We start from the raw sequence: 14,861 nt of genomic DNA on the forward strand, positions 1-14,861 counted from the left end.
ACCCTCGTCCACCTCGTGAATCTCGGGCTGAGCAGCCCAAACACCCTCACCGCCGAGCAGTTCGAAGACGCGCTGAGCCGAATGCGGCAGGAACGGGGTCAACAAGGTGTTGGCGTCCGAGACGATCTGCAACGCGACGTGCAGCACGGTATCGCGGCGCTCGGTGTCGTCCTTCAGCTTCCACGGCTCGGTCTGCGACAGGTACTGGTTGGCCGAACTGACCACCCGCATCGCCTCGGAGATGGCCTGCTTGAATTTACGCTGCTCGAGCAACGCGCCGACGGTATCGAAAGCCGCCTTGCTGGCGTCCAGCAGTGCCTGGTCGACCGGTTGCAGTTCATGAATCGGGGGGATGGAACCGTTGTTCTTGTTGGCCATCGACACCGAACGGTTGACCAGGTTGCCCCATTCGTTGGCCAATTCGGTGTTGTTTCGGCGGACGAATTCGTCCCAGGTGAAATCGGTGTCTCGCGCCTCGGGACCAGCCACAGCGATGTAATAGCGCAGCGAGTCCGGACCGAATTCGCGCAAGAAGTCGCCGACGTAGATGACATGACCGTGCGAGGTGTCGACCTTCGAGCCCTTCATGGTGAGGAATTCGGAGCTGACGACCTCGGTCGGCAGATCGAGGGTGCCGAACCACTCGCTGGGCTTGCCCCCGAGGCTGCCCTGACCATTGACACCGAGCAGCATGGACGGCCAAATCACCGAGTGAAAGACAATATTGTCCTTGCCCATGAACATATAGCAGCGGGCATTGCCATCGGTCCACCAGGCGCGCCAGGCGTCCGGATTGCCGGTGCGCTTGGCCCATTCGATGGATGCCGAAAGGTATCCGGTGACCGCGTCGAACCACACGTAGATGCGCTTCATGTCATCGTCTTCCCAGCCCTCGACCGGGATACGAACGCCCCAGTCGAGGTCACGGGTGATAGCGCGAGGCTTGAGTTCTTTGACGTAGTTGAAGCTGAAGTTCAGTACATTCGGACGCCAATCGCGGCGGGTGTCGAGCCACTCCTTCAGCTGATCGGCCAGCGCCGGCAGGTCGAGGAAGAAGTGCTCGGTCTCACGGAACTCCGGAGTCTCTCCGTTGATGCGGCTGTGCGGGTTGATCAGGTCGATCGGATCGAGTTGGTTGCCGCAGTTGTCGCACTGGTCGCCCCGGGCGAACTCGAACTTGCAGATCGGGCAGGTGCCTTCGATGTAGCGGTCGGGCAGTGTGCGCCCGGTGGACGGCGAAATCGCGCCCATCAGGGTCTTCTCGACGATGTAGCCGTTGGCATGCAGAACGCGGAACATCTCCTGCACCACCTTGGCGTGGTTCTCGGTGGTGGTGCGGGTGTAGAGGTCGTAGCTGAGTCCGAGCCCCTGCAGATCATCGACGATGATGCGGTGATACTTGTCAGCGGCCTGCTGCGGGGTGAGCCCTTCGGATTCGGCCTTCACCTGGATGGCGGTGCCGTGTTCGTCCGACCCGGAGACCAGCAAGACATCGTGGCCCGACATTCGCATGAACCGCGCGAAGACGTCCGAAGGCACTCCGAAACCGGAGACGTGCCCGATATGACGCGGCCCATTCGCATAGGGCCAGGCAGCGGTAGCAAGGATGTGAGCGCACATGGGGTTCAGTCTAGGGGCTCGACAATAGTGAGTCGTTCCCGGTTCACCGCCTGCGGGAGGCCGGGCGGGCGGCCATTCCGACAGTCGTGAATCGTCGGACCACCGGCGGCATAGTGGCTCAACGTGCTTCAGTGCTCCCTAGATCACCTCAATGGCGTCATTTGCGGATGAAACAGCCATCTGGGGAGCACTCAGGCGCGTTAAGCGCTTCCGGCCCCGTTCAACGGCCCCCGTTCGGCTCGGCCGATGACCGGCCCGAATTCTGCACCAGCCGCCAGATCAACGGGGTCAGGATCAGCTGCATGGCGAGATCGAGTTTCCCACCCGGGATCACGATGCTGTTTGCCCGGGACATGAACGACCCATCGATCATCGAGCGCAAGTAGGGGAAGTCGATTCCGCGTGGGTCGGCGAACCGGATCACCACCATCGACTCGTCCGGAGTGGGAATCCACCGGGCAATGAACGGATTCGAGGTATCCACGATCGGGACCCGCTGGAAGTTGATGTGAGTGTTGGCGAACTGGGGGCAGATGTAGTGCACATAGTCGGGCATTCGCCGCAGGATGGTGTCGGTCACGGCCTCGGTGGAATAGCCGCGCGCGGAGCGGTCCCGGTGCAGCTTCTGAATCCACTCCAGATTGATGATCGGTACGACCCCGATGCGCAAGTCGGCGTATCGGGCGACATCCACGGTGTCGGTCTGGACGGCGCCGTGAAGTCCCTCGTAATAGAGCAGGTCGGTGCCTTCGGGCAGGTCGCGCCATGGTGTGAACGTGCCGGGCTGCTGCCCGAATTCCGCGGCCTCACGGTCGTCGTGCACGTATTCACGTACCCGACCGCTGCCGGTCTGGCCATACTGCCGAAATAGTGACTCCAGTTCGAGGAAGAGATTGGCATCCGGGCCGAAATGGCTGAACTCGCCGTGCCCGGCAGCCACAGCCTCCTCAGCGGCTAGCCGCATCCCCGCCCTGTCGTAGCGGTGAAAAGAATCACCGCGGACGATCGCTGCCGTCACAGACTCGCGGGCGAATATCTGCTGGAAGGTGTCTGTGACCGTGCTCGTGCCGGCGCCGGACGAGCCGGTCACCGCGACCACCGGATGCTTGCGTGACATGGTGTTTTCCTCGGTTCAAGGGTCGCTTGATCAGTCGGTGAACAGGGTGCGGTTGCGGAAAAGCGGATGGGAATACTCACGATCGGCGTCGCGCTCCTCGGTGAAGTAGCGCCGGATGCGCTCCACCTCACTGACGCAACCCAGGAATAGTGGCACCCGCGAAGTGAGCCCCTCGGGCACCACCTCGAGCACACGTTGGATACCCGTGGTCGCCGCGCCACCAGCTTGCTCGGCGAGGAAGGCCAGCGGTGCAGCGTTGTGCAAGAGCGGGGCCAGCCAGGCGTCCGGCTTGTCGGTCTGCGGGACGAGGAAGAGCCCACCGCTGGTCAGGACGCGGTAGGCCCCGACCAACGCGGACGCGTTCCAGCGCATCGTATAGTCGCGACCTCTCGGTCCTTCGGCGCCAAGCACGCACTCCTCGACGTAGCGCTTCACCGGAGCAGGCCAGTGTGGAGCTTCCGTGGCGTTGATCGCGAATACCGGACGCTCCGGCGGGATCATCAGCCGGGGGCCGGTCAAGACGAAGTTCCCTACCTCACGATCCAGGGTGAACCCATCGACGCCTTCGCCGGTGGTCAAGGTCAGCACCGTTCTGGGACCATAGAGCGCCACCCCAGCAGACAGCTGGTTCGTGCCCGGCTGCAAGAAGTCGTCGGCGGTGCATGGACCGCGGGTTTGTCGCTCGAGCACCGAGAAGGCCGATCCGACCGGCAGATTGTCGGCCAAGTTCGTCATGCCATGCATCGCCTCGAACAACAACAGGTAGCGACCATCGGCATTGACCTGCTGGATCTTGGTCGATCCCGCGATCGAAATACCCGCCAGTTGATCCAAAGATTCGGTCTGAGCGAGCAGCGCGTTGGTGGCTTGCCGCCGCAACGCGCGCCGTACCTGCTCCTCGCTGGGTAGCTGACTGCCGGCCTGGTCGACAATCAGCGGACCGCGCGCGACTGTCGACGCAGTCAACTTGATCGCCACTGAGACCGCACTCAAGATCTGCGCGAATTCACCTCCCTTCTCGCGCGCGCCGAAGTCCAAGAGATACTGGGTCAGGGTTCTAGATGCCATCGGGCTCTCCTGATAGCCGCTAGCCGTCAGCCGACAACGCCGAGCTGCTCTCTCCAACCCGGGAAGAGCCGGTCGGCATCACCGGGGAAGGACTCGAAGGCACGCGCAAACTCGCGATGACCCTTGGCCCAATCCACCGGATCGGCGGCCGCTGCCCAGCAGTCGTGGGCCTGCCGCAATGAGAGCGCCCCGGCAGCAGGGCCATCGATGTGGCCATAAGAGCCGCCACCGGCGGTATTGATCACATTGGCATGCCCGAGATTGGCGAAGAATCCGGGTAAGCGCAGTGCATTCATACCGCCCGAAACGATCGGCGTGGTCGCCCGCATTCCATACCACTTCTGGAAGTAGGCAGGGCCCGCATATTCCTCGCGCTCGATGATATAGGCGATCGCTCTGTCATCGGCGGCCCCCTCCATCTTGCCGTGCCCCATCGTGCCGACGTGAATGCCGGACGCGCCCTGCAGACGGGCCATCTTGGCGAGCACATAGGCGGTGTAGCCGCGCTTCGAACTGGGCGAGGTGACCATGCCGTGACCGGCCCGGTGGTAGTGCAGGAACTGCCTCGGGAAGTTGCGCCGAGCAGTGGTAATCATGCCGGGCCCTCCGACGAAACCGTCTACCAAGAAGGCCACCTTGTCCGCGTCCGGGCCGAAGACCTGCAAGATGAACTCGCCGCGGGCGATCATCTCGGCGTGGTCGTCGGCAGTGATGTTCGCGCTGAACAGCTTGGCTTCGCCGGTCTCGTCCATCGCCCGCTTCATCGCGTCATAGACAAGCGGAATGGTCTGCCGCAGCGGGGCGAAGACCTGGTTGCCCTGCGGCTCGTCATTCTTGATGAAATCGCCGCCCAGCCAGAACTCGTAGCAGGCCCGAGCGAACGGCTCCGGACGCAGGCCCAGTTTCGGCTTCACGATCGTGCCGGCGATGTAACCACCGTTCTCGACCGGACGACCGAGGATCCGCCACAACTCAGCGATGTTCATGGCAGGGCCGTCGAACAATTCGATGGCGCGTCTCGGAACGTAGAAGTCGTACATCTTGGCGTACTCGATGTCGCCCATGCCCTGGTTATTACCGATGGTCAACGTGAGGAAAGAGACCAGCATCATCCGGCCGTCGATGATATTCCGGTCGAACAATTCCAGTGGATACGCAATCCGCACTTCCTCCGACGCCTCATCTATCTGATAGACGAGCGCGTCCACGCCCTTGGTGAAATCGTCGGTCGTCGAGACCTCCACATTGGTTCCCGTGGACGATTCGGCGGCGAAGTGCGCAGCGGCCTCCAAATAACCGGTGCCGGGCTTCGGCTTGAGTTTGTAGGCACAGAGAATGAACCGACCGCTTTCGATGAGGTCCTGCTCGCGCAAATTGAGATCGGCGTAACGGGCTGACTGGTCCACGATGACTCCTTGGGTTCCAACAGACGGAAGCTATATCGTGCTTTGCACCGCGCTTCGAGTCACCGCAGTGGCTGCGTGTCTTCGCTGACACCAATGCGATCGAAGATCAGAATCCTCGGTCTTCAGAACCGGGGAGGCCTCATCTCCGCTGATGACTGGTCGGCCTCGGCAACGAAAATAGCCTAGCCGATGGGAACCGGAAATATGAGCGACGGAATCGATCAGGACTCAGGGAACCTGAGTCCCCTGCGAGAAGAGCAGCCGCCAACGGCCGTCCATGCGCTGCCAGACCGAACTGCGCAGCCAGCTGTTGTGTGCACCAACCGCTCGCCAGCGCAACAAGATGACATCGTCGGCCAGCTTGTCGGAGGCGATCGGCTCGAAGCCGACCCGCACCGGCATCGGCGCGATCTCGGCAAGCAGTCGGTTCCGGGTCCAGATGCGGCCGGACGATCCGAACTCGCTGAACTGCGGATGCAGCAACTCGCGCACCCGGTTCGAGTCGCTGCGCACCTTGTCTAAGAGCAATTCCTTCTCGAAGCCGATCACTGCGTCGATGTCGGGATCGAATTCGACGCCGAGCATCGGCTGGGACGACTCCGAGGCAGGCTGCGGCCGACCTGCTTGTTCGGCGGATCGATGCGTCGCTGATGTCTTCGACGGTGCACTGCCGGTAGTCGACGTGACCGGGATCTCTTCGATGACAGACCCGTTGGCGTCCGCCGGACCGAATCCCGGGCCGTGATCGACCGAGGTGCCGTCGCGATAGGCGGTTGCCGCCGCCCGCGCTCGTTCGTCCGCGGCCTCATTCATGGCATGCCCGGCATGTCCCTTGACCCATTCGAAGGTGACGTCGCGACCCACCAGGGCTTCGTCCAGCGCCTTCATCAGATCCTGGTTGAGCACCGGCTGACCGTCGGCCTTCTTCCAGCCCTTGCGTTTCCAGCCCGGCATCCACCTGGTCACCGCATTGATCACGTACTGGCTGTCGCACAGGATCTTCAGCGGCTGATCGGCGACCTGAGCGGTTGAGCGCAGCAGATCGAGGACGGCGAACAGCTCCCCTTTGTTGTTGGTGCCCTTCGGCCAGCCGCCCGCATGCCAGCAGTCGTCGTCGATGTACCAGGCCCAGCCCGAAGGACCGGGGTTTGACAAGGACGAACCGTCGGCGGCAGCGATGATCACGTCCGACACGCTAGCGCATCAGGTCATCGGGGCCGAAGGCCTGCGGCAGGATTTCGGCCATCGTCCGTACTCCGAGCGGGGTCAACAGCTCGAGATCGGCTCCGCCATGTTCCCACAGCAGCTGGCGGCAGCGTCCGCACGGCATCACCGGTTTGCTGGATGCATCCACGCAGCAGAACGCCACCAGGCGTCCGCCACCGGTCGCCATTAGCTGCGAGATCAGTCCGCATTCGGCGCACAGCGTCACACCGTACGACGCGTTCTCGACGTTGCAGCCGGCCACGATACGTCCGTCGGCCGTCACCCCGGCCGCCCCGACCCGGTAGCCCGAATACGGGGCGTAAGCACGTGCGGTCATCTCGCGAGCCGCAGACTGCAGCTCTTCCCAGCGGCCCACCGCCCAGGCTCAGTCGTCGTCGCCAGAGATCTCCAATACCACGCTGGCCTCCGCGGTATAGGCCAGGAAGGTGAACGACTCCTGAAGGTAGAGCTCGATGCTGTCGGCGTCGTGCGAGAGATAGCCGATCGACAGGTCCTGTCCCAGGTGCAGTTCGTAGTCGCCGCCGCGGGTGGTGACCAGCAGACCGCCGCTTTCGAGCCCCGGCGCCCAGATGATCTCGCCGTCGAGCATCCGCGCCAGGTGATCGACGATGGGGTAGCCATGAACGCTGGTCTCCGATACGTCCGTGTACAGGCCGGCCGAGAGCAGCAGGCTGTAGGGGCCGCCCACACCGGCCAGCCGAAGCTCGGTGGCCGCATGCGCTACCGCCTCGGGGAAGTCGTCCACATCGCTGGGCGCACTGACCGGCTCGTTGCTGCTGGTCTGCGCGATGCCCTCGATGTCCGCCGATGCCAGACCGTGGAAGATCGCGCGATCCTCAGCCAGCGCGATCTGCTGAACGGCATCCTTGACCGGCTGCCAGTCGGAGTCCTCGGAGCCGCGCTCGACATCGTCCACCGCCTCCCGGGTCACCCGGAAGGGCACCCGCAGCTCGACGACATGCTTGGCGTCGCGCTGCCGGGTGAGGACCCCTGACGCCACCGCCTCGATCGGGCTCAGATGCCCGGTGCCGACCGCCGACAGCTCAGTGCCATCGGGGCCACTGACATCGACCACTCGCCGGCCGGCGATCCAGCGCTCATAGGTGCGACGGGCTTCGTCCTCAATCTGTTCCCAGGCCCCCTGCGAGATCGGGGCGAGCTCACGATGCAGGTTGTTCATTTCGAACCACTCCTTTTCAAGCTGCCGATGCCCAGCGAGCCGTCGGTCTTTGATGAATGGGTTGCTTCTGTCGTCTGCTCGGTCACAGCGGGGGTGCCATAGGATTCCGGATCGTCCAACAGACCGGCCGGCGGGACGAAGAAGAGGCAGCCGGTGACCGCCGTCGAGAAGTCGAGGATGCGGTCGTAATTGCCCACCGGATTCCCGATGAACATATTGGTGAGCATCTGCTCGGTGACGGCAACGTCGGCGGCATAGCTGATGAAGTAGGTGCCGAACTCGGCCTCGCCCACGCGCCCGAATGGCAGGTTGTCTCGGACGATCTGCCGCTCGTTGCCATCGGCATCGGTGATCACATTGAGCGCCACATGACTGTTCGACGGCTTGATATCGTCCGGCAGTTCGATGTCACTGAGCTTGGTGCGTCCGATGACGCGCTCCTGCTGTTCGACCGACAGCGACTCCCACGCGGTCAGATCGTGCAAGTACTTCTGGACGATGAGATAGCTCGATCCGTTAAAGACCGGATCGTCGGCCACCAGTGCCGCGGCGACGTCGTCGACCGGGGGTTCGGGACTCTCGGTGCCGTCGACGAAACCGAGCAGATCGCGTTCGTCGAAGTAGCGGAAGGCGTGTACCTCGTCGACAACATCGACCAGTGCGTCGAAGTGGAGCATCAGCTGGCGAGCCAATTCGAAGCAGAGGTCAGGCTGGATGGCGCGAATATGGAAGAAGACATCGCCGGGGGTGGCGACCGCCGAGTGCACCGGGCCGGTCAGCGGAACAAACGGATGCAGACCGGCCGGCTTGGGCAGATCGGTAAAGGCACGATCCCATAATCGCGACCCAATACCCACCACGCAGCTGAGCCCTGCCTCGGGGATCCGGAAACCGACCGAGCGTTTGAGCCCCGGCACGTCTGCGAGTGCCTCCCGCAGGTCCTGCTCGGCGCCATCCCGAACTGTGACCGTGAGGAAGATCGCTGCTTTCGCCGGCACCTCCAAAACGGACTGTGCCAGCTCCTGCGGCCTCGCCTCGGTCATTCGTCCGCCCTTCTCGCGCTATCACGACCAGTCTAGGGGGTTCATTCGACCCGTGACCCACGGGCTGACGAAGGTCACCCTATGGCGGCAGGGGAGGTCACCGTGATCGAACCGTCGATGATCTTCTTGGCGATCGCGTCCAACTCGGCGGTCAGTTCGGGTCCGAACTCGCCATCCTGGGCCTGAACCAGTGAGGTTCCGCCGTTGCGCAGACCTGCGGTGAAGACACCCGAGGAGCTGCGGCCGTCCTGGTCGGCACGGATCAGCTCAAAGATGGCCGTGCCGCGATCTTTCACGACCGAGCCCAACTGCTGGGCGCAATAGCCGGCCTGCGCGAGACAACCGTTGCTGTCGGTCTAGATCACCTTGAGGCCGCTGTCCTCGGACGCGAGCTGTAGAGCACCTTGGCCCGAGTCGCCGGCGACCGCCACGATCACGTCCGCACCCTGAGCCGTCAGGGATTCGGCAGCTGTTCGCCCGGCTGCGGTGTCGGAGAAGGGCGCGCTGTCCGAGCGGACGAAGGTGCCATCCTGCGCGTCCACCTTCCAGCCGAGGGCCTGCACCTGCGCTCCCTTGGCCTGATTGAAGTAGCCGACGCCCTGCACGAAGCCGTCCATATAGATGGTGACCGCGGGCACATTGAGTGCCCCGAAGACGCCGACCTTGCCGCTGGTCGAGCGCGCTGCAGCGGCGTAGCCGGCCAGGAAAGACGACTCCTGGACACTGAACAGCACCGGACGCAGGTTGGCCGGGGCAGAGTTCGGGATGGCATCGATCAGCGCGAACTGCACGCCGGGGTTCGTCTTGGCGGCGGCCTCGACCGAGTTCGCCATGCCGGAGCCGAGCGCGACCACGATCGAGCATTGAGCATCGACCAGCGACTGCAGCACCCGCGGGTAATCGGCGGATGAGTCGGCGGTGACCGAATCCGTCTCGATGGCGAGTTCGCGTTGCGTCCGGTCCAGTCCGTCGATGGCCTGCTGCGCCGGGCTGCCGGCCGACGCACTGCCCGCATCCGTGAGCAGGCAGGCCTTGAAGCTCGGCCCGGCGGGAGCGTCCGGTTCGACAGCACTGCTGGTAGTCGTGACCGGTGGCTGGGCGCAGCCGGTGAGAGTGAGTGCCAGCAGGGCGCCGGCGAGTGCGGTCAATCCCTTTGTCATGGCTCGACAGCCTACTTAACCCGCTGCCGGCGGGGTGACCGAGCCGGCTATCAGCGCCGCGCGCAGGGTCTCCACATCGGTCTTGAGTTCGTCGCCGGCCGAACTGTCCAGCGGGACGATGTCGACCCCGCCGTCCTTCAGAGTCCCGTAGTACGGTGCGCTGCTGAACTGGCCTAGCGCGGCCTCGCCAACGGCGCTGATGACCGCGGCGTCCACCATCTTGCGCACGCCATCGGTGCCGCCGGACGGGTCAGCGGCGACCTGGACGGCGGCGCCCTTGGTCTGGTTGAAATAGTCGACACCGGCCGCGAAACCGTTGCGGTAGGGCTCGTCAGTCTGCTCGCCGAGGGCCACGGTGCCGCTCGGAGTCTGGGCCGCAGCGACATAGCCCGCCAGGAAAGCAGCATCTGCCAGGTCGAAGAGCAGCGGTTTGAGGTTCGGCCGGGGCTCGGCGGGTTGGGCATCCACGAGCAAGAACTTCACCGAAGGATTGGTCTGGGCGGCGGTCTGGGTATCGGCGGCATGCTGGGCACCGACCGTCACGACCAGCGAGCATTGCGCACCGACCAGCGAGGCGATCGAGGAGGCGTAGTCGCTCTCGGCGTCGGCCTGCGCCTGGCCGACCAGGATCTTCAGGTCGGTGGCGGCCTGTATCAGACCGTTGTGGGCCTGCTGATTGGCTCCGCCATCGTCGAAACCGGACTCATCGGCGACCATGCAGGCCTTGAACGCCCCCGGCGTGGGTGTCGGGGTGGACGAGCCGGTCGGGCCAGCGCCCGGGCCGCTCGCGCATCCGACGAGGGCCACAGCGGCCAGGACAGACAACAGCGGACGTAGCCTATGCACGAAAGACCTCCTGATGATCGCACGGCGAACATAGTTCAGCCATCAGCTAGCCTCAAGCCATGACCGATGAGCGCACCAAGATTTTGCTGCCCGAGGACCAGATTCCCACGCACTGGTATAACCTCACTCCCGATCTTCCGACTCCTCCTCCGCCGCCACTGAATCCCGCGACGAAGCAGCCCGCCGGGCCGGCGGATCTGGCGGCGATCTTCCCGGAGGCGTTGATCGCCCAGGAAGTGAGCACGCAGCGGTGGATCCCGATTCCCGATGAGGTGCGCGATATCTACCGCCTGTGGCGTCCCTCGCCGTTGTACCGGGCACACCGCTTCGAGAAGGCGCTGGGCACCAAGGCGAAGATTTACTTCAAGTACGAGGGTGCCTCACCGGTCGGCAGCCACAAGACCAACTCGTCGGTGGCGCAGGCCTATTTTAACAAGCAGGCCGGCATCAAGCGGCTGTGCACCGAGACCGGCGCCGGGCAGTGGGGTGCCGCGCTGGCCTTCGCCTGCCAGGCTTTCGGGTTGACCTGCGACGTCTGGCAGGTGCGCAACAGCTACGAGACCAAGCCTTACCGCCGGATGCAGATGGAGACCTTCGGCGCACATGTGACGCCGAGCCCGTCGGAGGGCACCGAGATCGGACGCCGGCTCCGCGAGAAGTTCCCCGATACGACCGGATCGCTGGGGATGGCGATCAGCGAGGCGATCGAGGTCGCCGCCGGTGACCCGGAGGCGAACTACTCGCTGGGCAGCGTGCTCAACCACGTCACACTGCATCAGACAGTGATCGGTCTGGAGACGCTGGCTCAGCTGGAGCTGGTCGGCGAACGGCTACCCGATCATCTCTTCGCCTGCGCCGGTGGCGGTTCGAACCTGGCTGGTCTGAGCTTCCCCTTCCTGCACGAGAACCTGACGGCGGGCGCCTCGGTGCATGTGCAGGCCTGTGAACCGGCCGCTGCGCCGTCACTCACCCAGGGCGAGTACCGGTACGACTTCGGCGACACCGGCGGCTTCACTCCCCTGTTGAAGATGTATACCCTCGGCGCAGACTTCGTCCCTGCCTCGGTGCACGCCGGCGGGCTGCGCTATCACGGCATGTCTCCGCTGGTCAGCTCCGCTTACGATCAGAAACTGCTGGACGCGGTGGCGATCAAGCAGCGGGACGCCTTCGCGGCGGGTGTGCTCTTCGCCAAGGCCGAGGGCATTATCCCGGCGTCCGAGTCGAATCACGCGATCGCCGGCGCGGTGGCTCATCTGCGGGCTGCCGAGGACGATGCCGCCGGCCAGGTCGTGCTGATCGGCGTCTCCGGCAGCGGGCAACTCGATCTGCCGGCCTACGCGGACTACTTGTCCGGGACGATGATCGACGCCTGATCAATTCGGGTTGGAACCGATGAGTCAGCCGGGCTGGTACCCGGACCCCGCAGGTTCGGGTCGGCTCCGGCGCTGGGACGGCAGGCAGTGGACCAACGATGTCCGGCCTGCCTCGCCCGGTGCCGGGCGCCCCGCCCCGAGCAGAGGTCGCGGCGGCCGGGCGTGGATGATCGTCGCTGTCACCGTCCTCGCGGCGGTCGCGGTGCTGCTGATGGTCATCCGGATCAATAGACAAGACCCGGGACCGATCATCGAGGACACCAACTCGTCCACGCCCACGGTGAGCGGCTGGGACGAGACATCGGCGCCGACACCAGATCCGGGTAGCGCGGCCCCGTCGAACTGCGCACCAGCAGCGGTCGGCTCCATGCCCACGCCGCGAACAGACCCGCTGACGGTTGGCCCGTTGTCGATGCCGTCGCCGGGCACGGATTGGAATGGCCCGCAATCCGACTCCCGGATGCCACTGGGCAGTGTTGGCTGGGGATATACACAACGGCTGCCCTACCAGAAGCCATGGCTATCATCGATGACAATCGGGATCCTGGCAGATCCCCACTTCACCAGCACCTCCAACACCGCCCGCATGATGGCTCAGTGCATCTTGACCAGCGGGTTCTACGCGTCGGTCGATGTCACGATGGACGACTACGCCGAGCAGACAATCACCATCGACGATGTCAGCGCCACCCAAGCGGATTTCATCGTCCGCTTCGACGACCCGCGACTGGAGACCAAGGGATCACGATTGCGGGTGATCGTGATCGACAGCGCCCCGCTGCGTACCTGGTTTTTCTCCGCGGTGCCGGTCGAACGCGATGATCACGCGGCCGTGGTCGAGGTCGTCACATCCGGACTGCGAGTGGTCGGCTGAGGAGGCCAGCAGGGTCTCAGATGCCCGGCTCGGCCTCATCGGCCGCCTGAGAGGCCTCGGCCAGCTGACGGCGCACCTGGCTGTCGTGACGGCGGGCGCGCTCATTGTCGTCCATCGGCTCCTTGCCAGCGGTTGCGGCATCCGCGGCGGCATCGGTGCCGATGTCTTCGAGCCGGGTGATGTCGACCCAGGCGATGCGGTGGCCGTCCATCTCGGAGACGCGCATTGAGAATCGCGTCAGCTGCAGCGAGTCCTCCGGCGCGTTCTCGGGGGGCAGCTCCACCATGATCGCGTCGTTCAGCTTCGGCACCCGCCCCAGCCGGCACATCACGTATCCGGCCAGGGTGTCGTAGGGTCCTTCGGGAATCTCGTAGCCGGTACGGTCGGCGAAGTCCTCCAACGAGATCAGGCCTTCCAGGTCGGAAACCATCTCGTGTTTGATCTGGTCATCGTCCACCACGTCGTACTCGTCGGTGATGTCGCCGATGAGCTCCTCGATCAGGTCTTCCATGGTGACGATGCCGGCTGTGCCGCCGTATTCGTCGCGGACGATGGCCAGATGCGACGACTCTCTGCGCATCTCGGTGAGCGCGCGAAGTACCTTGACAGTCTCCGGCAGGTTGAGAACCGGACGCGCGAGTTGCTTGACCGGAGCCTGCCGGGACACGGTGTCGAGGCCCATCAGGTCGCGCACGTGCAAGAAACCGACGACCTGGTCGGGGGAACCGTCGGTGACCGGATAGCGCGACCGCTGATTGCCCTGGACCAGACGAATCGCCTGGTAGACGGTCATATCTCCGGGCAGGAAGTCGACCTCGGTGCGCGGCACCATCACCTCGCGCAGGCTTCGGTCGCCGGCATCGAAGACGTCATCGACGATCCGGCGTTCCTCGTCGCCCAGCATGTCGGCATTGGCCACCATTGAGCGCAGTTCGTCCTCGGTGACTGCTTCCTTACCGGCTTCGGGATCGCCGCCCAGGATGCGCACCATGATGTTGGTGCACTTGTCTATCAACCAGATCAGCGGGGTGGCGATCTTCGCGATCGCGCTCACCATCGGGGCCAGCGCGAGGGCGAACTCTTCGGGACGCTGCATCGCCAGCCGCTTGGCGGTGAGTTCGCTGAGCACGATCGACAAGAACGAGATGATCGCGGTCACCACGATCACTGCCAGCACGCTCGACAATCCGGGCGCCAGGCCGAGGCTGGTGAACCATGGGGCCAGGTAGCTGCCGGCCAGCGAATCGCTGCCAAATGCGGACGACAAGAACCCGGCCAGCGTGACGCCGATCTGCACCGAGGACAAGAAGCGGTTCGGATTCCCGGTCAGCGCGATGATGGCTTGGCCGCGCTTGCCCTTGGTTTGCAGACGCTGAATCTGCGAGTCGCGCAGCGTCACCAATGCCATCTCGGCCGCCGAGAAGAGGAAACCGACGAAGAGCAGGACGAAGATGATCCCGATAGAAACGAGCAGGTCAGGCATGATCACTCACTCCGGCGATTCTACCGGGGTCACTCAACGAGCAGCTCTCTTGTGCGGTGGCGTCAGGCCAGACGAGCGGCCAGTCCTTCGTCCAGTGCGGCCAGGAACTCCTCGGTGGTGAGCCATTCCTGATCGGGGCCGACCAGTAGCGCCAGATCCTTGGTCATCTTGCCGGACTCCACGGTCTGCACGCAGACCTGCTCGAGGGTCTCGGCGAAGGCGGTCACCTCGGGGGTGCCGTCGAGTTTGCCGCGATGCTTCAGCCCGCCGGTCCAGGCGTAGATGGACGCGATCGGGTTGGTGGAGGTGGCCTTGCCCTGCTGGTGCTGGCGGAAGTGCCGGGTGACGGTACCGTGCGCGGCCTCCGCCTCGACGGTCTTGCCGTCCGGGCTCATCAGCACCGAGGTCATCAGACCCAGCGAACCGAAGCCCTGGGCAACAGTGTCGGACTGCACGTCGCCGTC

15 protein-coding genes are annotated in these 14,861 nt (G+C 64.3%); 2 read left to right on the forward strand and 13 right to left on the reverse strand.

Features of this window, described 5'->3' with window-relative positions; translation table 11 throughout:
- The 11 genes from metG to AAFP05_RS02225 all read right to left on the reverse strand — a co-directional run.
- A partial coding sequence (metG, locus tag AAFP05_RS02175; RefSeq protein WP_341728212.1) for a methionine--tRNA ligase occupies positions 1 to 1,620 on the reverse strand: 1,620 nt, incomplete at its 3' end.
- A 220-nt stretch (positions 1,621 to 1,840) separates the two neighbouring features.
- The gene (locus tag AAFP05_RS02180; protein WP_341728213.1) at positions 1,841 to 2,737 is read right to left on the reverse strand and encodes a phosphoribulokinase; all 897 of its coding nucleotides are present in this window, start codon (positions 2,735 to 2,737) and stop codon (positions 1,841 to 1,843) included.
- A gap of 30 nt (positions 2,738 to 2,767) precedes the next feature.
- Complete coding sequence (locus tag AAFP05_RS02185; protein ID WP_341728214.1) at positions 2,768 to 3,805, reverse strand: class 1 fructose-bisphosphatase; 1,038 nt, start codon at positions 3,803 to 3,805, stop codon at positions 2,768 to 2,770.
- 26 nt (positions 3,806 to 3,831) lie between these two features.
- The gene (locus AAFP05_RS02190) at positions 3,832 to 5,211 is read right to left on the reverse strand and encodes a ribulose-bisphosphate carboxylase (RefSeq protein WP_341728215.1); all 1,380 of its coding nucleotides are present in this window, start codon (positions 5,209 to 5,211) and stop codon (positions 3,832 to 3,834) included.
- Positions 5,212 to 5,439: 228 nt separating this feature from the next.
- On the reverse strand, positions 5,440 to 6,396 hold the full coding sequence (locus tag AAFP05_RS02195) for a ribonuclease HI family protein (protein ID WP_341728216.1): 957 nt from the start codon (positions 6,394 to 6,396) through the stop codon (positions 5,440 to 5,442).
- A gap of 10 nt (positions 6,397 to 6,406) precedes the next feature.
- A complete protein-coding gene (locus tag AAFP05_RS02200; protein WP_341728217.1) occupies positions 6,407 to 6,793 on the reverse strand; it encodes a cytidine deaminase in 387 nt (128 codons plus the stop codon).
- A gap of 9 nt (positions 6,794 to 6,802) precedes the next feature.
- A complete protein-coding gene (locus tag AAFP05_RS02205) occupies positions 6,803 to 7,618 on the reverse strand; it encodes a family 1 encapsulin nanocompartment shell protein (RefSeq protein WP_341728218.1) in 816 nt (271 codons plus the stop codon).
- On the reverse strand, positions 7,615 to 8,661 hold the full coding sequence (locus AAFP05_RS02210) for a Dyp-type peroxidase (protein WP_341728219.1): 1,047 nt from the start codon (positions 8,659 to 8,661) through the stop codon (positions 7,615 to 7,617). The genes AAFP05_RS02205 and AAFP05_RS02210 overlap by 4 nt, the downstream gene beginning before the upstream one ends.
- A 74-nt stretch (positions 8,662 to 8,735) precedes the next feature.
- Positions 8,736 to 8,957 (reverse strand): hypothetical protein, encoded by a 222-nt coding sequence (locus AAFP05_RS02215; protein ID WP_341728220.1) that lies wholly within the window; start codon positions 8,955 to 8,957, stop codon positions 8,736 to 8,738.
- Positions 8,958 to 9,017: 60 nt separating this feature from the next.
- Positions 9,018 to 9,821 carry a BMP family ABC transporter substrate-binding protein gene (locus tag AAFP05_RS02220; RefSeq protein WP_341728221.1) on the reverse strand — a complete coding sequence of 268 codons (804 nt, stop codon included), beginning with the start codon at positions 9,819 to 9,821 and terminating at the stop codon, positions 9,018 to 9,020.
- Positions 9,822 to 9,836: 15 nt separating this feature from the next.
- Positions 9,837 to 10,667, reverse strand: coding sequence for a BMP family ABC transporter substrate-binding protein (locus AAFP05_RS02225; RefSeq protein WP_341728222.1), 831 nt, complete (start codon positions 10,665 to 10,667; stop codon positions 9,837 to 9,839).
- 59 nt (positions 10,668 to 10,726) lie between these two features.
- Here AAFP05_RS02225 and AAFP05_RS02230 point away from each other — a divergent pair, with 59 nt between their 5' ends.
- The gene (locus AAFP05_RS02230) at positions 10,727 to 12,040 is read left to right on the forward strand and encodes a TrpB-like pyridoxal phosphate-dependent enzyme (protein ID WP_341728223.1); all 1,314 of its coding nucleotides are present in this window, start codon (positions 10,727 to 10,729) and stop codon (positions 12,038 to 12,040) included.
- A 19-nt stretch (positions 12,041 to 12,059) separates the two neighbouring features.
- A complete protein-coding gene (locus AAFP05_RS02235) occupies positions 12,060 to 12,914 on the forward strand; it encodes a DUF2510 domain-containing protein (RefSeq protein WP_341728224.1) in 855 nt (284 codons plus the stop codon).
- A 16-nt stretch (positions 12,915 to 12,930) separates the two neighbouring features.
- Here the strand turns inward: AAFP05_RS02235 and AAFP05_RS02240 are convergent, their stop codons facing one another.
- A complete protein-coding gene (locus tag AAFP05_RS02240) occupies positions 12,931 to 14,397 on the reverse strand; it encodes a hemolysin family protein (RefSeq protein ID WP_341728225.1) in 1,467 nt (488 codons plus the stop codon).
- A 62-nt stretch (positions 14,398 to 14,459) separates the two neighbouring features.
- Positions 14,460 to 14,861, reverse strand: a 402-nt coding sequence (locus AAFP05_RS02245) for an isocitrate/isopropylmalate family dehydrogenase (protein WP_341728226.1), incomplete at its 5' end; no start/stop codon positions are given.

The sequence above is a fragment of the Brooklawnia sp. genome, from assembly GCF_032229645.1.
Classification (GTDB): domain Bacteria; phylum Actinomycetota; class Actinomycetes; order Propionibacteriales; family Propionibacteriaceae; genus Brooklawnia.